The following is a 17369-nucleotide window of genomic DNA, read 5'->3' on the forward strand; positions in this document are numbered from 1 at the left end:
GGGAGGGCAGTCGTCAGGCGCGCGAAGCGCGTCAAGCCCGCTGCCGCAAGGTAAGCAGGAATCTCCCGGCTTCAGCCGGGAGAGCACTTCAAGAGATCTGGCCCGAACTCGTCCTGGCGCTCGGGGCCGTGGGTGAGGCGGTGCTCGTGGTCCGGTCGCCCTGGCGGAGCACACCGGCGCCCAGCACCAGACCGAAGGCCAGCAGTGTGACGAGGCCGAAGGAGAACATGAGGGAGGTCGCGTCGGCGATGCCGCCGATCGCCGAGGGGGCGATGAGCCCCGAGGTGTACGTGATGGTGGCGACGCCCGCGATGGCCTGGCTGGGGTTCGGGCCGCTGCGCCCGGCCGCCGCGAAGGCCAGTGGGACGACCACCGCGACCCCGAGGCCGATGAGTCCGAAACCGGCCATCGCCACGGCCGCGTGGGGGGCGAGGACCACGAGCAGGCCGCCGGCGGTCGCGGCGACACCACCGACCCGTACCGTCCGGACGGCGCCGAACCGGTCCACCACCCGGTCGCCGACCAGCCGCGCGATCGCCATCGTCAGGGCGAAGGCGGTGGTGGAGGCGGCCGCGACTCCGGCCGAGGAGCCGAGCTCGTCCTTCAGGTAGACCGCCGACCAGTCCAGGCTCGCGCCCTCCGCGAACACCCCGCAGAAGCCGATGGCGCCGATGATCAGAGCGGACTTCGGCGGCAGCGAGAAGCGCGGCGGTGCCTCGTCGTCGGGGGCGCTCTGCAGGTCGGGCACGCCCTGGCAGAAGAAGAGCCCCAGCATGGTCAGGACGAGGGCCGCGACGAGGTGGTGGAGGCGGGCGTCGGTGTCGAAGTGGGCGGCGACGGTGCCGGCGGCGGAGCCGAGGAGCGCGCCCACGCTCCACATGCCGTGCAGGCTGGACATGATCGACTTGCCCATGCGGTTCTCGACCTCGACGCCGAGGGCGTTCATCGCCACGTCGGACATGCCGGCGGTGGCGCCGTAGACGAAGAGCGCCGCGCCGAGCCCGTAGATGTTCGGGGCGAGGGACGGGAGGATCAGGGCCAGCGTCCACAGGGCGAGCAGTCCGCGCAACGCGGTGCGGGCGCCGAAGCGATGGCTGATCGCGCCGGCCAGCGGCATCGCCAGCGAGGCGCCGATGGCCGGGAAGGCGAGGGCGAGCCCGAGCTGGCCCGCGCTGACGTCCGCGTGGTCCTGGATCCACGGGATGCGAGTCGCGAAGCTTCCGGTGACCGCGCCGTGGACGCAGAAGACGGCGGCGACGGCGAACCTGGCCCGCCGCAGTCGCTCGGCGCTGAAGACGGTCTCGCCCGCCATGTGTGCCCTCCCTCGTGTGGTGGGCGGTAAACTATCAGGAACCCTGCCTGATAAATAGTGGGGGACGGAGACCGTCTCCACGCGTCTGAGAGGATCCCGGCATGGCCGCTTCCCCGAGTACCGCCCGGGCCCTCAACGACCGACTCGCACTGCGACTGCTCCAGGACGAGGGACCGCTGACCGCTACTCAGCTGAAGACGCTGACCGGACTCTCCCGCCCCACGGTCGCCGATCTCGTCGAACGGCTCCAGGGCTCCGGACTCGTCCGGATCGTGGGGGAGTCCGGCGCGGAGCGGCGCGGGCCCAACGCCAAGCTGTACGGGATCGCCGCCGACCGCGCGCATCTCGCCGCGCTCGACGTCCGCACCACATCGGTCTCGCTCTCCGTCGCCGACCTGCTGGGCACCACGCTCGCCGAGGCCTCGGCCCCGGTCGGCGGCGAGGACGGCACCGGACCCGCCGTCGAGAAGGCCGTCGCCCTCCTGGAGCGAACCGCCAAGGGGGCCGGTGTGGAGACCCTCCACAGCGTCGTCGTCGGCGCCCCCGGACTGATCGACCCGGCCACCGGGGAGCTGCGGAAATCGACGGGGCTCCCCGAGTGGCACCGGCGCCTGATGGCCACGCTCCAGGAACGGCTGCCCGCGACGGTCCTCGTCGAGAACGAGACCAATCTCGCGGCCGTCGCGGAGCAGCGGGTCGGCGCCGCTCGTGACCATGACACGTTCGTGCTCCTCTGGCTGGGCCAGGGCGTCGGAGCGGCCGTCGTCCTGGACGGGAGGCTGCGCCGAGGGGCCTCGGGCGGTGCGGGGGAGCTCGGCTTCCTGCCGGTGCCCGGCACGTCCGGACTGCCCTCGGCGACCGGCTGCGCCGGCGGCTTCCACGAGCTGGCCTGCGCGGCCGCGGTGGAGGCGCTCGCCGTGGAGCACGGTCTCGACCCCGTGACCGCACTCGGCTCCGGTCCCGGCCCCTTCCTCGACGTCCTGGCCCGGCGTCTCGCGGTCGGCGCGGCCGCCGTGGCCTCCGTCCTCGACCCGGGGTGTGTGGTCCTCGGCGGGGAGACCGGACACCGGGGCGGCCCGGCACTCGCGGCCCGGGTCGAGGCCGAACTCGCCCGGCTCTCCCCGCTCCGTACGGAGGTGCGCGCCACGGCCCTCGGTGACACGGCGGTCCTGCGCGGCGCGCTCCTGGCCGCCCGCGACGCGGCCCAGGACGTGCTCTTCCCGTAGCCGCCCGCCGCCGCGGGCCCAGGTCGTGGTGTTCCCGTGGCCGCCCGCCGTCGCGGGCCCAGGTCGTGGTGTTCCCGTGGCCGCCCGCCGTCGCGGGCCCAGGTCGTGGTGTTCCCGTGGCCGCCCGCCGTCGTGGGCCCAGGTCGTGGTGTTCCCGTGGCCGCCCGCCGTCGCGGGCCCAGGTCGTGCTGTTCCCGTGGCCGCCCGCCGCCGCCCCAGCGGGCGCCCGCTCCCCGTGGCCGCACTCCGGCCTCATCCCCCGGCCACCGGTCGCCCTACGCCCCGGCCTCGGCGCCGAACCGGCCGGTCAGGAACTCCTCGAACGTCACCTGGCCCACCGCCCGCTCGGGGGCGAGGTGGCCGCCGTGGCGCAGACCCCGGTAGACCTTGCCCGGGAGCGGGACCTCCACGACACGGCGGCGCTTCCCGCTCGCCCGCAGGTACGCCTTCGCGAGTTCGGCGAACGTCTGGATCAAGGGGCCGCCCATGTCCGCGACCCGGCCCGCCGGGGCGCCCACCGCAAGCTCCGCGAGGCGCGCGGCGGCCTCGGTGACCTCCAGGGGCTGGTCCCGTACGGCCTTCGGGACGCACATCACCGGCGGCTTCGCCAGCCCCTCCAGCAGCATCAGGATCAGGGCGTGGAACTGCGTGGTCCGCAGCAGCGTCCAGTCGATGCCCGACTGCTGGATCATCCGCTCCACCGCGTACTTCCTGCGGTAGTAGCCCAGCGGCACCCGGTCCACCCCGACGATCGAGATGTACAGCAGGTGCGGGACCCCGGCCCGCCGGGCGGCCTCGATCAGCACCCGGGCGGCCTGCTCGTCGCCCCGCGTGATGTTGGTGCAGTGGACGACCGCGTCCACGTTCCGCACCGCCCGGTCGAGCAGCGGCCCGCCCCGGCGCAGATCGACCGCGAACGGAGGGGAGTGGCGGCTCAGGACGCGCACCTCGTGGCCCGCCGCGCGCAGCCGCTCACAGACCGGGCGCCCGAGCGTGCCCGTGCCCCCGGTCACCAGGAGGGTGGTCATGGTTCCAGCGTGAACGCCTTCGCCGCGGCACGCACATGCGGGCCGCGGCGAAGGGGGGAGGACCCGGCGGCGGCAAGGGCCGTGAAGTCCGCCGCCGGGCGTTCATCGGGGGTGGGTACGGAGCGGAGAGCTCAGCGCCCCCGTGGCGTCGGCCGGAGGCCTCTACCCCCCGGTGGCCGGAGGGTCAGCGGCCCCCAGGTCCTTCCGGACGCCCCACTCGCCGGAGGGTCAGCAGGCCCCCAGGTCCTTCCAGACGCCCCACTCGCCGGTCGTGCCCGGCTCCTCGTTCTGCGTCCACCACTGGGCCTTCCACGTGTGGCCCTTGTGGGAGACCTCGGTTCCCCCGTTGTAGACCGTGCCGGCCACGTACGCCGGGGCGGTGCAGGTGCCGCCGGTCGGGGTGGGCGTCGGACCCGTCGGCGTGGGCGTCGGACCCGTCGGCGTCGGGGTCGGCGTCGGGGTCGAACCGCCCGGCTCCACCACCGTCGTACCGCGCGCCAGGTCACTGGCGAGCGCGTACGTCGTACCGCTGATGTTCACCGTCCAGTTCGACGGCGTGGAGACCGGCAGGTAGTAGTTGAAGGCCAGGTCCACGGTCGCGCCCGGGGCCAGCGACTGCCAGGCCGGAAGCTTCAGCGACACCCGGTGGAAGTCGCCCTTCAGACCGCCCACGTTGGTGCCGGTGTGGTCGCTGCTGATCACCTTCGTGCCGAAGCCGGACTGGTCGGAGGCGTTGCCCGGGGCCGCCGTCGCGTAGTCGAACTGGAACTCCGTGCCCCCGGGCAGCGCGGTGGCCGTGTTGTTGGTGATCTTGATCTTCGGGGTGATCGGGTAGTTGGAGTCGCCCAGCTTGAACTCGGTGAACTCCACGCCCACGTCCACGGCCTGCGTCGGCAGCGTGGCGTTCGACTTCTTCGCGCCGTACGGCGTGGCCGCCTTGAACTTGTCGTACATCAGCGAGGTGAGCGTGGAGCCCATCTCGTACTGGCCCTTGCCCGCGTTCCAGGCGTAGTCGCCTGCCATCTCCCAGACCATCGTGCCGCCGATGCCCTTGCTGACCACGTAGTCGGCCTTGGCGGCCACCGACTGCTCGTCCTCGGTGGAGAGGAAGACCTTCTTCTGCGCGTTCCACAGCCACGGCGCGACCAGCGTCGAGTCGTACCGGCGGGCGTAGGTGCCGGTCAGGGTGGTGTTCGCCGGGAAGCCGTACTGGGTGACGTAGTCGCCGACGATCCCCTTCTCCAGGTTCTTGGCGTGCCACATCGGGTTGGAGCCCGCGGGCGACTCGACACCGTCGGTGTCCTTGTCGTGCCACAGGTTGTCGATGCCGACGGCGCCGTCACCGCACTTGGTCAGGCCCGCGCCGGCCGGGCAGGTGGTCGCGGAGGCCTTGCCCCACAGACCGTCCGTGCCGCCCTGCACGTTCTTGTGGCCGCGGGTGTAGTACGGCAGGCCGATGTTGATCCGGCCGGCCGGCATCGAGCCGCGGAAGTAGTGGTACGCCCAGTCGGTGTTGAGGTAGCCGATGCCGCCGTACTGCGAGGAGCCGTAGACGTTGGCGGCGGCGAGCTCGGCGTCCTTGCCGTCGTCGAAGAGCGAGGCGTTGGGGCCGACGTACTCGTTCCAGGCGCCGTGCAGGTCGTAGGACATGATGTTGACGTAGTCCAGGTACTTCTGGCTCTGGTACGTCTCCATGCCGCGCAGCAGGTAGCCCGAGGACGGCGCGGCGACGGTCAGCAGGTAGTGCTTGCCGTCGGCGGCCCCGGCCCGGTCGAGCTTCTCGCGCAGGCTCTTCATCAGGGCGTCGTAGCCCTTGACCAGACCCGCGCGGCGGGCGTTGGAGAGCTGCCAGTCGAGCGGGTTGCCCGCGTCCTTCATCGTCGTCGGGTACTCGTAGTCGATGTCGACGCCGTTGAACCCGTACTTCTTGATGAAGGCGACGGCCGAGTCCGCGAAGGTGTCGATCCCGGCCTGGTTGACCGAACCGTCGGCGTTGGTGGCCATCGAGTAGAAGCCGCCGGAGTTCACCCGGGTGCCGTTGTCGTCGAAGTAGCCGCCGGTCTCCGCCCAGCCGCCGACCGAGATCAGCGTCTTGACGTCCGGGTGCTGCTTCTTGAACTTGTTCAGCAGGTTGAAGTGGCCCTTGTAGGCGAAGCCCGGATCCATCTCCGCGCCCGCGACTCCGGGCCAGGTCATCCCGGTGGCCGCGTTGTTCGGCCCGTCCGTGCCGACGGAGAGCCTGTTGTCGGAACCGATGTGTCCGAAGGCGTAGTTGATGTGGGTGATCTTGTCCCACGGGATGTTGTTGGCGAGGTAGGCGGGCTCGCCGTTCTTTCCGGTGCGCCAGCCGGTGAAGTAGCCGATGACGCGGCGCTGGTGGTCCGCGCCCATCTTCTCGCGGCCTTCGGTGTCGTAGACCGAGCAGTACGGGACGTCGACACCGGGAGTCTTGTACAGCCCGTCCGGGCGACAGCCCTCGTTGTCGGCGGCGTGCGAGACACCGCCCGCGAGGGAGCTGATCAGCAGACCGGCGACGGCCGCGCCGGACGCGAGCAGCGAGACCCTCGTCTTCGTGGGGGACAACACGATCGGTTCCTCCTGGGGAGGTGAAAGAACACAACGAACAAAGGGGTGGGTCGTGTTGGGCCCGTGGAGTGCGCACACCGCGGGCCGTACCTCGGAGGTGACACGGAGATTAAGAGGACTAGACCAGTGCGTCAATAGGTCTGGACCAAAGAGAGGCCTCGAAAAGGGCTGTGAGCCAGCCCACAGGGCATCGCCCGCATGGCCGACGGCGCGGCGTGGCACACTGGCCCTGTATCAGCAGCAGCGCACTCCGGGGTCGGTGTAATTCCGAACCGGCGGTATAGTCCGCGACCCGTCCGCAGCCAGCGGCCGGTTGACCAGGTGAGATTCCTGGACCGACGGTGAAAGTCCGGATGGGAGGCAGTGCGCGGCGGGCGACCCTGCAGGGGGCGTGCCGGCCGTATCGCCGCTGGTCGCCCTCGTCGGCGACCGGTGTGTCCGGTTTTGGCAATCCCCGTGCGTAGCGTCGTACCCGCTCTCTGTCGTCATCGACAGGCCCCGGAGTCCGTGCCCGAAGAGGCAGGAGGACCCGGTGGCAGAGCCGACCGACATCACCGCCATGCGACGCGCCATCGCGCTCGCCGCCCGTGGTCTCGGCTCCACCAGCCCCAACCCGGTCGTCGGCAGCGTCGTCCTCGACGCCTCCGGAGAGCCGGTCGGCGAGGGCTACCACCAGCGTGCCGGCGGACCGCACGCCGAGATCCACGCCCTGCGCGCGGCCGGCGAGCGCGCCCGCGGCGGCACCGCCTACGTCACCCTCGAACCCTGCAACCACACCGGCCGCACCGGCCCCTGCGCCCAGGCGCTGATCGAGGCCGGCGTACGCCGTGTCGTCTACGCCGTCGGCGACCCGAACCCGCAGGCCACGGGCGGTGCGGACACCCTGCGCGCGGCCGGCGTCGAGGTCCGGCAGGGCCTCCTGGCCCAGGAGGCGGAGGCGGGCAACATCGCCTGGCTCACCTCCGTACGCCTCGGCCGCCCCTTCGTCCGCTGGAAGTACGCCGCCACCCTCGACGGCCGGATCGCCGCCGCCGACGGGACCTCCCGCTGGATCACCTCCGCCGACTCCCGCTCCGACGTCCACCGGCTGCGCGCCGAGGCGGACGCCGTCGTCGTCGGCTCCGGAACGGCCCGCACCGACGATCCCCACCTGGCCGTACGGGGCGTCGAAGGGGCCGACCAGCCGCTGCGGGTCGTCGTCGACACCGAGGCGAGCGCCGTGAAGCCGGGGGCCCGGGTCCTCGACGACGCGGCCCGCACCGTGATCGCCGTGGCCGAGGACGTACCCCTGGAGGACACCGCCCACCTCCCCGAGACGTGGCGGCTGTCCCGAGCGCCCGGCGGCGGCCTCGACATCCCGGAACTCCTCGCGGCGCTCCACCGGCAGGGCGTCCGTTCCGTCCTCCTCGAAGGCGGGCCGACCCTGGCCGGCGCCTTCGTCGCCGCGGGAGCCGTCGACCAGGTCGTCGGCTACCTCGCCCCCGTCCTCCTCGGCGCGGGCGCGAACGCCCTGGCCGACGCCGGAATCTCCACCATCACCGACGCGTTGCGGCTCGACGTCATCGAGACCCAGCGCATCGGCCCCGATCTTCGTATCACTGCCACTCCCAAGGAGCGTTGAGCGTGTTCACCGGAATCGTCGAAGAACTGGGTGAGGTCACCGCCGTCGAGAAGCTGGCCGACGCGTCCCGCTTCCGCCTGCGAGGCCCCCTGGTCACGGAAGGCGCCAAGCACGGCGACTCCATCGCCGTCAACGGTGTCTGTCTCACGGTCGTCGAGTTCGGCGACGGGGAGTTCACGGCCGACGTGATGGAGGAGACCCTCAAGCGCTCCTCCCTCGGCGCCCTCGAGGTCGGCTCCCGGGTCAACCTGGAGCGCCCGATGGCGGTCGGCGACCGCCTGGGCGGACACATCGTCCAGGGCCACGTGGACGGTACGGGCACGATCCTCGACCGGACCCCGTCCGAGAACTGGGAGATCGTCAGGATCGCCCTCCCCGCACAGCTCTCGCGCTACGTCGTCGAGAAGGGCTCCATCACGGTCGACGGCGTCAGCCTCACCGTCGTCGAGGCCGCCGAGGACTGGTTCACCATCAGCCTCATCCCCACCACCCTCGCGCTGACCACGCTCGGCATCAAGCAGAGCGGCGACCCGGTCAACCTCGAAGTGGACGTCATCGCCAAGTACGTCGAGCGGCTGCTCGGCCCGAACGCCGGGGAGAACGTCAAGTGAACTGGCTCAACTCCGAGGCCTTCACCGTCCTCGACCAGCACATCATGTGGTCCGACATGATCGGCAACACGATCGGTCTGGTCGCCCTCGCGCTCGGCTGGCGGCGCTCCATCCTCACCTGGCCCGCGCAGCTGCTCTCCGGTGCCATCCTCGTCGGCGCCTACGCCTCCGCCCACCTCAGCGGCGGCGTCGGCAAGCAGCTCCTGGTCATCGGCGTCGCCGCCTGGGGCTGGTGGCAGTGGAACCGCGGCCGGCAGCAGGCCCAGGACGGCTCGATCGCCGTCCGCTTCGCGAGCTGGAAGGAGCGTGGTCTCCTCCTCGGCGGCGCCGTCCTCGGCACCCTCGCGGTCGGCGGCCTGTTCACGCTCTACCCGTCGCTCTCCTGGTCCCCGTGGGCCGACGCGTACATCTTCGTCGGCACCCTCGTCGCGATGGTCGCCCAGGCCCGCGGCCTGGTCGAGTTCTGGTTCGCCTGGCTCCTGGTCGACCTGGTCGGCATCCCCCTCGCCTTCAACAGCGGCCTGGCCTTCTCCGGCCTGGTCTACGTCATCTACTTCGCCCTCGTCATCTGGGGCATGCGCGACTGGTGGCTCCGGACGCGTACCGCTCCCGCGCCGGAAGGGACGATTCTCGTCACCGTCGTCCGCGCGGACGGGGAGCACCAGCGAGCAACGCACGCTCTCCTGCCCGGTCAGGCCGGAGACACGACTGAAGGGACGCGAGCATGAGCGCGCTGCCGATCTGGGACGTCACCGACCTCTCTCTCGACCCCGTCGAGCAGGCCATCCGTGACATCGCCGCGGGCCGTCCCGTCGTCGTCGTCGACGACGAGGACCGCGAGAACGAGGGCGACCTCGTCATCGCCGCGGAGAAGGCCACCCCCGAGGTCGTCGCCTTCATGATGAGCGAGTGCCGCGGCCTGATCTGCGCACCCATGGAGAGCGAGGAGCTCGAGCGCCTCGAACTCCCGCAGATGGTCGAGCACAACACCGAGTCGATGCGCACGGCCTTCACCGTCTCCGTCGACGCGGCACCCGCCCACGGCGTCACCACGGGCATCTCCGCCGCCGACCGCGCCACCACCCTGCGGATGCTGGCGAGCGGCCGCCACGAGCCCGGCGACTTCGTCCGGCCCGGCCACATCTTCCCGCTCCGCGCCAAGCCCGGTGGTGTCCTCGTCCGCAACGGCCACACCGAGGCCGCGGTCGACCTCGCCCGCCTCGCGGGCCTGCGCCCCGCCGGCGCGATCGTCGAGATCGCGGGCGAGGACGGCGTCATGCTGCGCCTGCCCGAGCTCGTCCCCTTCGCCCGCAAGCACGGCCTCACGATCATCTCGATCGAGGACCTCGTCGCGTACCGCCGCAGCGCCGAGCCGACCGTCCGGCGCGAGGCCGAGGTCCAGCTGCCCACGGCCCACGGCGACTTCACCGCGTACGGTTACCGCTCCACCGTCGACGGCGTCGAGCACGTCGCCCTCGTCCACGGCGAGATCGGTGACGGCGAGGACGTCCTCGTCCGGGTGCACTCCGAGTGCCTGACCGGCGACATCTTCCACTCGCTGCGCTGCGACTGCGGCCCGCAGCTCCAGGCCTCCATGGACCGCATCACCGAGGCCGGCCGGGGTGTCGTGGTCTACCTCCGCGGCCACGAGGGCCGGGGCATCGGCCTGCTGTCCAAGCTGCGCGCGTACGAACTCCAGGAGCGCGGCCGCGACACCCTCGACGCCAACCTGGAACTCGGGCTGCCCGCCGACGCCCGCGACTACGCGGCGGGCGCGCAGATCCTCGGCGACCTCGGGGTCCGCAGCATGCGGCTGATGACCAACAACCCCGACAAGATCTCCGCCCTCACCGAGCACGGCCTGACGGTCGAGGGCCGCGAGGCCATGCCGGTCCAGGCGGGCGAGCACAACCTCCGTTACCTGCGCACCAAGCGGGACCGGATGGGTCACGACCTGCCCTGGCTGGACGCGGAAGCGGCGTCCACCTGCGGCAACCAGTAAGTCAGCGATCAGTACGGAGCTAGGAGAGACATGAGCGGCAAGGGCGCACCCGTCCTCAGCGTGAAGAACTGCGGCGACCTGCGGGTGGCCGTGATCGCGGCCCAGTGGCACGAGAAGATCATGGACGGACTCGTCGACGGTGCCCTGCGGGCCCTGCACGAGCTCGGCATCGACGAGCCGACCGTGCTCCGCGTCCCGGGCAGCTTCGAGCTGCCGGTCGTGGCGAAGGTCCTCGCCGGGCGGGGCTACGATGCCATCGTGGCGCTCGGCGTCGTCATCCGCGGCGGAACGCCGCACTTCGAGTACGTGTGCCAGGGCGTCACCCACGGCCTCACCCAGGTCTCGATCGACACCGGCGTACCCGTCGGCTTCGGCGTCCTGACCGTGGACAACGAGGAGCAGGCCCTCGACCGGGCAGGCCTCGAAGGCTCCAGCGAGGACAAGGGCCACGAGGCCGTCACCGCCGCCGTCGCCACCGCGACCACACTGCGCACGGTCAGCGAACCCTGGCGCTGAGCCCGCCCGTCGCCCGACCACCACCCCTCAGAGGAGGCGCTGCGCGCCCGCCCCCTTACACCCCGTACTCTTAGGACCATCATGGCGAACAAAACCTTCGAAGAGCTCTTCGCCGAGCTCAAGCTCAAGGCCGAGAACGGCGACCCGGCCACCTCCCGCACCGCGGAACTGGTGGAGAAGGGCGTCCATGCCATCGGCAAGAAGGTCGTCGAGGAGGCCGCCGAGGTCTGGATGGCCGCGGAGTACGAGGGCAAGGAAGCCGCCGCCGAGGAGATCTCGCAGCTGCTGTACCACGTCCAGGTGATGATGGTCGCGCGCGGGATCTCGCTCGACGACGTCTACGCCCATCTCTGACCGGTACGCCCGGCTCCCCACGCGACACCCCTGAGCGAGACCGAACACCCTCCCCCGAAAACTCCCAGGCAAAGGAAGCTCACCCCATGCTGCGCATCGCCGTCCCCAACAAGGGTTCACTGTCCGGACCTGCGTCGGCGATGCTCCATGAGGCCGGCTACCGCCAGCGCAAGGAGTCCAAGGAGCTCGTGGTCATCGACCCCGAGAACGAGGTCGAGTTCTTCTACCTGCGCCCGAAGGACATCGCGATCTACGTCGCCTCCGGCAAGCTGGACATCGGCATCACCGGCCGTGACCTGCTGCTCGACTCCGGCGCCAACGCGGCGGAGATCCTCCCGCTGAACTTCGGCCGGTCGACCTTCCGCTACGCCACCCGGCCCGGCACCGCGAAGGGCCCCGAGGACTTCCACGGCATGACGATCGCCACCTCGTACGAGGGCATCGTCGCCAAGCACCTCGCCGACCAGGGCATCGACGCCTCCGTCGTCCACCTCGACGGCGCCGTCGAGACCGCCATCAAGCTGGGCGTCGCCCAGATCATCGCGGACGTCGTCGAGACCGGCACCAGCCTGCGCAACGCCGGCCTGGAGGTCATCGGCGAGCCGATCCTCACCTCCGAGGCCGTGGTGATCCGGCAGGCCGGCGCCGACACCGCGGACGCCCGCGTCCAGACGTTCCTGCGCCGCCTCCAGGGCGTCCTGGTGGCCCGCAGCTACGTGATGATGGACTACGACTGCCGGGCCGAGCACCTGGAGCAGGCCGTCGCCCTCACCCCGGGCCTGGAGTCGCCGACCATCTCGCCGCTGCACAACGAGGGCTGGGTCGCGGTCCGGGCCATGGTCCCGGCCAAGGAGGCACAGCGGATCATGGACGACCTGTACGAGCTGGGTGCCCGCGCCATCCTGACGACGGCCATCCACGCCTGCCGGCTCTGACGGCCCGGCACCGACCCACCGAGGAACACCGATGTCCGAGGCCCCGACGCCCGCCCTCCCGGTCACCTTCCGGCCGGGCCGCACCCGTGCGGTGCTGCTCACCGTGGGGGCGGTGATGTTCGTCGTCATCACCGCCATCGCGCTGATGCTGGAGAAGCTCGGCCCCGGTGAGCGGGCGAGCTTCATCTTCACCGCGGCGCTCTTCCTCGGCATCCTCACGCTGCTCAGCCGCCCCAAGGTCGTCGCCGACGACGAGGGCGTCACGGTCGTCAACATCACCCGGACACGCCGACTGGCGTGGGCCGAAATCCTCCGGGTCAACCTGCGGCCCGGCGACCCCTGGGTCTTCCTCGACCTGAGCGACGGCACCAGCATGCCCGCGCTGGGCATCCAGCCCGGAATCGCCAAGCAGCAGGCCATCCGCGACGCCCGCGCGTTGCGCGCCCTGGCCGACAGCCGCGGCACCGGCCCGGACGGCGGCTGAGTCCCCCATACGGGGGTCGACCCCCTGCCCCACGCACCGGGTGCGTGATTACTCTGGAGGCGGTGGTGCCGAGCGGCACCACCGCCTCGCGTGTGCAGGGCCGCTCCGCCGCGGCCCGCGGGGCCTCCCTGCGACCCGAGGAGTGACTCCCTCCGGCAATGGACGGATCGTCCGGTAGTACCTGCGCCGCCCCCTCCGCGGAGGCGGCGGCATGATCACCCCGCTTCTGCTGCTTGCCGCAGCCTTCCTCCTGATCCTCGCCAACGGCTTCTTCGTGGCGGCCGAATTCGGTCTCGTCACGGTGGAACGCCCCGAGGCCGAACGGGCCGCGGCCGCCGGCGACCGGCGCGCCCGCACCGTCGTCAAGGCGCTCGGCGAGCTGTCCTTTCAGCTCTCCGGCACCCAGCTCGGCATCACGATCACCTCCCTCGTCGTCGGCATGCTCGCCGAGCCCGCGCTCGCCCAGCTCCTCGACGCCCCCCTCACCGCCACCGGACTCCCCGAGGGCGCCGTCCCCGGGGTCGCTGTGGCGATCGGCATGCTGCTCGCCTCCGCCGTACAGATGGTGGTCGGCGAACTCGTCCCGAAGAACTGGGCGGTCTCCCGGCCCCTCCAGGTGGCGCGGTTCGTCGCGGGCCCGCAGCACCTCTTCGCGTCCCTCTTCCGCCCTGTCATCACGCTGCTCAACCGGGTCGCCAACCGGCTCGTCCGGCTCCTGGGCGTGGAGCCCACCGAGGAACTCGACTCCGTCCGGACCCCCGGCGAGCTGGTCTCGCTCGCCCGGCACTCGGCCCGGGCGGGCGCGCTGGAACAGGACACCGCCGACCTCTTCGTACGCACGCTGACGCTCGGCGGACTCACCGCGCAGCAGGCCATGACGCCGCGGGTACGGATGAGCGCCCTGCAGTCGGACGCCACCGCGGCCGACGTCCTCAACCTCACCCGGGCGACGGGACTCTCCCGGTTCCCCGTCTACCACGAGCGCATCGACGAGATCGTCGGCATGGTCCACCTCAAGGACGCGCTCGCCGTACCTCCGCACGAGCGGACGCGCACACCGGTCGGGAGCATCGCCGTCCCCCCGCTGCTCGTCCCCGAGACCCTGCCCGCGCAGGCGCTCCTGGAGCGCCTGCGGCGCGAGCAGCCGATCGCCGTGGTCGTCGACGAGTACGGCGGTACGGCCGGGGTCGTCACCCTGGAGGACATCGTCGAGGAACTCGTCGGCGAGGTCCGCGACGAGCACGACAGGGCCACCGACGAGCGCCCCGAGCTGGCCGCCGTGGCCGCGGAGGACGGCAACCCCGCCTGGGAGGCCGACGGCTCCTGCCGGGTGCACACCCTGCACCGGATAGGACTCGACGTGCCCGACGGGCCGTACGAGACGGTCGCGGGCCTCGTCGCCGACCTGCTCGGCCGCATCCCGGCCCCCGGCGACCGGGCGGAACTCCCCGGCTGGCGGCTCCTGGTGCGGCAGGTCGACCGCTACCGCGCCGAGCGGGTGCGGATCGTGCGGACGGCCGAGACGCCCGCGGTGCCGGAGGCGGTCCGATGAGCCTGCTCCAGCTGCTGTTCGCCGTCCTGCTCGTGGTGGCCAACGGCTTCTTCGTCGGCGCCGAGTTCGCGCTCGTCTCCGTACGCCGCAGCCAGATCGAACCGCTCGGCGGTGCACGGGCACGGCAGGTCCTCCACGGCCTGGAGAACCTGCCGCAGATGATGGCGGCCGCCCAGTTCGGCATCACCGTCTGCTCCCTGACCCTGGGCGCGGTCGCCGAGCCGACCGTGGCGCGTCTCCTCGAACCGGTCTTCCATGCCGTCGGCGTCCCGGACGGGCTCATCCATCCGCTCGGATACGTCGTGGCGCTGGCCGCGGTCGTCTTCCTCCATCTCGTGATCGGCGAGATGGTCCCGAAGAACCTCGCGATGGCCGCGCCCGAGCGGACCGCGCTATGGCTCAGCCCCGCCCTCGTCGGCTTCGCCCGGCTCTGCCGGCCGGTCACGCGGGCGCTGGGTGCCTGCGCCCGGCTGGTGCTGCGGGCGTTCCACGTCGAGCCGAAGGACGAGGTGGAGGCGGTCTTCACCAGCACCCAGCTCGGCCGGCTCGTGGAGGACGCGGGCCAGGCCGGCCTGCTCGACCCGGCCGAACAGGAGCGCCTGGAGGACGCCCTGGAGCTGGGCAGCCGCCCGGTGACGGACGTGCTCATCGCCCCGTCGGAGCTGGTGACGGTCACGCCGTCGGTGACGCCCCGGGAGATCGAGGAGCTCACCGTGCGCACCGGCTACTCGCGCTTCCCGGTGTGCGCGGAGGGACGCGGGACGTACATGGGGTTCGTGCACGTCAAGGACGTTCTGGACCTGGAGGAGCGGGAGCGGGCGGTGCCGCAGCACATCTGGCGCCCCATGGCGACGCTCCGGGCCGAGCTGCCGCTCGACGACGCGCTCACCGTGATGCGTCGCGCGGCGACCCATCTCGCCCAGGTCTCCGACGGTGTGGGCCGGGTGCTCGGGCTCGTGGCCCTGGAGGACGTCCTGGAGAAGCTGGTGGGCGAGGTCCGGGACCCGGCCCACCGGCTGCCCGTACCCTCACCCCCGCAGCGCCTCCTCACGGACACCCGCGGGGACCGGACGGACGAAGCCCTGACGGCCTGACCCGAGGCCGGAGCGCGGGCCCCGGGCGGTCGTCACAGACCCCCGGGGTCCTGCCGTGGGCCTCGGGGGGACGGGCCGCGGCCGGAGAGGACCTCGCCGTAGGCCTGCATCAGGTCGGCCAGGCGCAGCGTGGCCAGGTCGTCGCGCGTGGGCGTGCCCGGGTAGCCCGCGAGGCGGAGGTCGCGGTACGCGCAGGACTTCTCGTACAGCGTACGCAGAAAGCGTCCGTTGCCCAGCTCGTCGATCCACCCCTGGTCCACGACATGGCCGCTGATCGAGCGCAGCTCGTCCAGGGCCTCCTCGTCCCAGCAGTCCCCGTTCGCCGCCGCGAGCACCTCGCCGATGGCGGTGAGTTCGAGCGGGCGGTACGAGGGGAAGTCGACCCGGGTCGTGAAGCGGGAGGAGAGCCCCGGGTTGGTGGCCAGGAGCCGGTCCATGCCCTCGGGGTAGCCGGCCAGGATCACCACCAGGTGGTCCCGGTTGTCCTCCGCCCGCTTGAGGAGCACCTGGAGCGCCTCGTCGCCGTAGGCGTCGCCCTTGCTGTAGCCGGTGTTGGAGAGCGAGTACGCCTCGTCCACGAAGAGGACCCCGCCGATCGCCGAATCGATCAGCTCGTTCGCCTTGACGGCAGTCTGCCCCAGGAACTCGCCCACCAGATCCGCCCGTTGGGCCTCCACCAGATGATCGCCGCCGAGCAGCCCGAGCGCGTAGAAGACCCGACCTAGGATCCGGGCGACGGTGGTCTTCCCGGTGCCCGAGGGGCCGGAGAAGACAAAGTGACGTTTCGGTGGCTGGACGGGAAGGCCCTGCCCGGCCCGCAGTCGGGCCATCTCCAGCTGCGCCGACAACGCCTTCACCTGCCGCTTCACCGGCTCCATCCCGACCATGCGCTCCAGCTCGGCGAGCGCCTCGGCAAGCAGGGCCGGGTCGGTGGGGCTGGCGGGGAAGCGGGGCGGTGCGGGCTGCGCCGGTACGGACGCCTTCTGGCGTACGTCCGGGGGCTCGGGCGGCCCCGCGGGAGGTGTCGTGGCCCCCGGCTCGCTGCCGAGTCCCGCCTCGGTGCCGATCCCCGGCTCGCTGCCGAGTCCCGCCTCGCTCCCGAGGCGCAGTCCGTCGGAGGCCGGGCCGTCGAGGTCGGTCTGCGTCGCGTCGGCGGAGGCGTCCTGCCCGGCCCCGCCCAGGGCGACCGTGGCGAGCCCCGCCGTGTCGTCCGGCCCCTCGAAACCGTCGTACTCGGTGATCGCCGCCAGCCGGGCAGCCGTGTCCATGAACGCCGGGTCGATCCGGTGCACCGCCCGGTAGAGCGGTAAGGCGGCCGCGCTCCGCCCGGTGCCCTCGTGGGCCCGGGCCAGCCAGTAGCGCAGCTCCTTGCGCTGCGGCTGTTCGCTGCGGCAGCGCATGAGGGCCGCCGAGAGCAGCGGTTCCGCCTGCCCGTACATCTCGAGGCGGACCCGGGCCATCCCGCCGAAGAGTCCCGCCTCGATCCCGAGCAGCGGATCGTCCACCAGGGGCTCGGTGTGGCGGACCAACTGGTCCCAGTCCTTGACGAGATAGGACCGGCAGGCGTGCAGGAAGCGGACCTGCGGATCGGTGTCGACCGGCGGCAGCCCGGCCAACGCCCGGTCCAGCTCGGGCACATGGCGGCCGTCGAGCCAGTGCGAGGCGTGCGCGAGAAGGAGATCGCGCGGGCTCTCGAGCACGGGCTGGACCCACCAGCCCAGCCAGTACCAGGAGTTCAGGGTCCGACGATGGCGTGCGCGCTGTTCGCCGAACCGGTCGCGGTTGCGGTACATCCGCAGCAGCGCGGTGGTGGTGTCCACCCGGAGCGCGTGCAGCCCGAGCCAGGCGTCCGCCATGCCGGGATCGATCCGTACCGCCGTTCGGAACTCTTCCTCCGCCTGCGGATAGGCGCCCATCGTGTAGGCGTCGACTCCCCGCAGCCAGGCGAGCTCGGCCGGGGCCGTTCCGCCCTGCGTGCCGATGTCCATCGGGTCCCCCACAAAACGTGCCCCCGTTGCTGTCCCGGCAGGCGGGTGCCCGCCGGAAGC

Annotated in this window: 14 protein-coding genes, 1 pseudogene and 1 riboswitch; of the genes and pseudogenes, 11 read left to right on the forward strand and 4 right to left on the reverse strand. The window is 71.9% G+C overall.

Features of this window, described 5'->3' with window-relative positions; translation table 11 throughout:
• Window positions 1–88: 88 nt before the first annotated feature.
• On the reverse strand, window positions 89–1312 hold the full coding sequence (locus ACFUJR_RS29740) for an MFS transporter (protein WP_383181349.1): 1224 nt from the start codon (window positions 1310–1312) through the stop codon (window positions 89–91).
• A 101-nt stretch (window positions 1313–1413) separates the two neighbouring features.
• Here ACFUJR_RS29740 and ACFUJR_RS29745 point away from each other — a divergent pair, with 101 nt between their 5' ends.
• On the forward strand, window positions 1414–2538 hold the full coding sequence (locus tag ACFUJR_RS29745; protein ID WP_383181346.1) for an ROK family transcriptional regulator: 1125 nt from the start codon (window positions 1414–1416) through the stop codon (window positions 2536–2538).
• A gap of 275 nt (window positions 2539–2813) precedes the next feature.
• On the opposite strand, the gene ACFUJR_RS29750 is transcribed toward ACFUJR_RS29745, so the two are convergent.
• Together ACFUJR_RS29750 and ACFUJR_RS29755 are read right to left on the reverse strand one after the other, a co-directional pair.
• A complete protein-coding gene (locus ACFUJR_RS29750; protein WP_383181343.1) occupies window positions 2814–3566 on the reverse strand; it encodes an SDR family oxidoreductase in 753 nt (250 codons plus the stop codon).
• Between the two features lie 228 nt (window positions 3567–3794).
• Window positions 3795–6152, reverse strand: a complete 2358-nt coding sequence (locus ACFUJR_RS29755; RefSeq protein WP_383172524.1) for a chitinase C-terminal domain-containing protein — start codon at window positions 6150–6152, stop codon at window positions 3795–3797.
• A gap of 241 nt (window positions 6153–6393) precedes the next feature.
• Window positions 6394–6523, forward strand: a riboswitch (FMN riboswitch).
• Between the two features lie 188 nt (window positions 6524–6711).
• On the opposite strand from ACFUJR_RS29755, the gene ribD reads away from it, so the two are divergent.
• The 10 genes and pseudogenes from ribD to ACFUJR_RS29805 all read left to right on the forward strand — a co-directional run bounded on the left by ribD (window position 6712) and on the right by ACFUJR_RS29805 (window position 15321).
• On the forward strand, window positions 6712–7773 hold the full coding sequence (ribD, locus tag ACFUJR_RS29760) for a bifunctional diaminohydroxyphosphoribosylaminopyrimidine deaminase/5-amino-6-(5-phosphoribosylamino)uracil reductase RibD (protein WP_383172563.1): 1062 nt from the start codon (window positions 6712–6714) through the stop codon (window positions 7771–7773).
• A gap of 2 nt (window positions 7774–7775) precedes the next feature.
• Window positions 7776–8384, forward strand: a complete 609-nt coding sequence (locus tag ACFUJR_RS29765) for a riboflavin synthase (RefSeq protein WP_383172526.1) — start codon at window positions 7776–7778, stop codon at window positions 8382–8384.
• Window positions 8385–8428: 44 nt separating this feature from the next.
• Window positions 8429–9007, forward strand: a pseudogene (locus ACFUJR_RS29770) (nicotinamide riboside transporter PnuC); the annotation flags it as partial.
• A gap of 101 nt (window positions 9008–9108) precedes the next feature.
• Window positions 9109–10386 (forward strand): bifunctional 3,4-dihydroxy-2-butanone-4-phosphate synthase/GTP cyclohydrolase II, encoded by a 1278-nt coding sequence (locus ACFUJR_RS29775; RefSeq protein ID WP_383172528.1) that lies wholly within the window; start codon window positions 9109–9111, stop codon window positions 10384–10386.
• 30 nt (window positions 10387–10416) lie between these two features.
• Window positions 10417–10902, forward strand: a complete 486-nt coding sequence (gene ribH, locus ACFUJR_RS29780) for a 6,7-dimethyl-8-ribityllumazine synthase (RefSeq protein ID WP_352186594.1) — start codon at window positions 10417–10419, stop codon at window positions 10900–10902.
• 81 nt (window positions 10903–10983) lie between these two features.
• Window positions 10984–11256 (forward strand): phosphoribosyl-ATP diphosphatase, encoded by a 273-nt coding sequence (locus ACFUJR_RS29785; RefSeq protein WP_260231097.1) that lies wholly within the window; start codon window positions 10984–10986, stop codon window positions 11254–11256.
• A gap of 86 nt (window positions 11257–11342) precedes the next feature.
• On the forward strand, window positions 11343–12191 hold the full coding sequence (hisG, locus tag ACFUJR_RS29790; RefSeq protein WP_383172531.1) for an ATP phosphoribosyltransferase: 849 nt from the start codon (window positions 11343–11345) through the stop codon (window positions 12189–12191).
• Between the two features lie 31 nt (window positions 12192–12222).
• Window positions 12223–12675 (forward strand): PH domain-containing protein, encoded by a 453-nt coding sequence (locus ACFUJR_RS29795; protein WP_383172533.1) that lies wholly within the window; start codon window positions 12223–12225, stop codon window positions 12673–12675.
• 211 nt (window positions 12676–12886) lie between these two features.
• The gene (locus tag ACFUJR_RS29800) at window positions 12887–14227 is read left to right on the forward strand and encodes a hemolysin family protein (protein WP_383172535.1); all 1341 of its coding nucleotides are present in this window, start codon (window positions 12887–12889) and stop codon (window positions 14225–14227) included.
• Entirely contained in the window at window positions 14224–15321 is a 1098-nt protein-coding gene (locus tag ACFUJR_RS29805; protein ID WP_383172537.1) for a hemolysin family protein, read from the forward strand. Before ACFUJR_RS29800 ends, ACFUJR_RS29805 begins: the two co-directional genes overlap by 4 nt.
• Before the next feature lie 32 nt (window positions 15322–15353).
• Here the strand turns inward: ACFUJR_RS29805 and ACFUJR_RS29810 are convergent, their stop codons facing one another.
• On the reverse strand, window positions 15354–17309 hold the full coding sequence (locus ACFUJR_RS29810; protein WP_383172539.1) for an AAA family ATPase: 1956 nt from the start codon (window positions 17307–17309) through the stop codon (window positions 15354–15356).
• Window positions 17310–17369 lie beyond the last annotated feature (60 nt).

The sequence above is a fragment of the Streptomyces sp. NPDC057271 genome (assembly GCF_042668715.1).
Taxonomy (GTDB): Bacteria; Actinomycetota; Actinomycetes; order Streptomycetales; family Streptomycetaceae; genus Streptomyces.

Excerpts from the sequence above, each read along its gene's own strand:
- ACFUJR_RS29740 (WP_383181349.1), bottom strand. The coding sequence starts at position 1,312 with ATGGCGGGCGAGACCGTCTTCAGCGCCGAGCGACTGCGGCGGGCCAGG.
- ACFUJR_RS29745 (WP_383181346.1), top strand. The coding sequence starts at position 1,414 with ATGGCCGCTTCCCCGAGTACCGCCCGGGCCCTCAACGACCGACTCGCA.
- ACFUJR_RS29750 (WP_383181343.1), bottom strand. The coding sequence starts at position 3,566 with ATGACCACCCTCCTGGTGACCGGGGGCACGGGCACGCTCGGGCGCCCG.
- ribD (WP_383172563.1), top strand. The coding sequence starts at position 6,712 with ATGCGACGCGCCATCGCGCTCGCCGCCCGTGGTCTCGGCTCCACCAGC.
- ACFUJR_RS29775 (WP_383172528.1), top strand. The coding sequence starts at position 9,109 with ATGAGCGCGCTGCCGATCTGGGACGTCACCGACCTCTCTCTCGACCCC.
- ribH (WP_352186594.1), top strand. The coding sequence starts at position 10,417 with ATGAGCGGCAAGGGCGCACCCGTCCTCAGCGTGAAGAACTGCGGCGAC.
- ACFUJR_RS29785 (WP_260231097.1), top strand. The coding sequence starts at position 10,984 with ATGGCGAACAAAACCTTCGAAGAGCTCTTCGCCGAGCTCAAGCTCAAG.
- hisG (WP_383172531.1), top strand. The coding sequence starts at position 11,343 with ATGCTGCGCATCGCCGTCCCCAACAAGGGTTCACTGTCCGGACCTGCG.
- ACFUJR_RS29795 (WP_383172533.1), top strand. The coding sequence starts at position 12,223 with ATGTCCGAGGCCCCGACGCCCGCCCTCCCGGTCACCTTCCGGCCGGGC.
- ACFUJR_RS29800 (WP_383172535.1), top strand. The coding sequence starts at position 12,887 with ATGATCACCCCGCTTCTGCTGCTTGCCGCAGCCTTCCTCCTGATCCTC.
- ACFUJR_RS29805 (WP_383172537.1), top strand. The coding sequence starts at position 14,224 with ATGAGCCTGCTCCAGCTGCTGTTCGCCGTCCTGCTCGTGGTGGCCAAC.
- ACFUJR_RS29810 (WP_383172539.1), bottom strand. The coding sequence starts at position 17,309 with ATGGACATCGGCACGCAGGGCGGAACGGCCCCGGCCGAGCTCGCCTGG.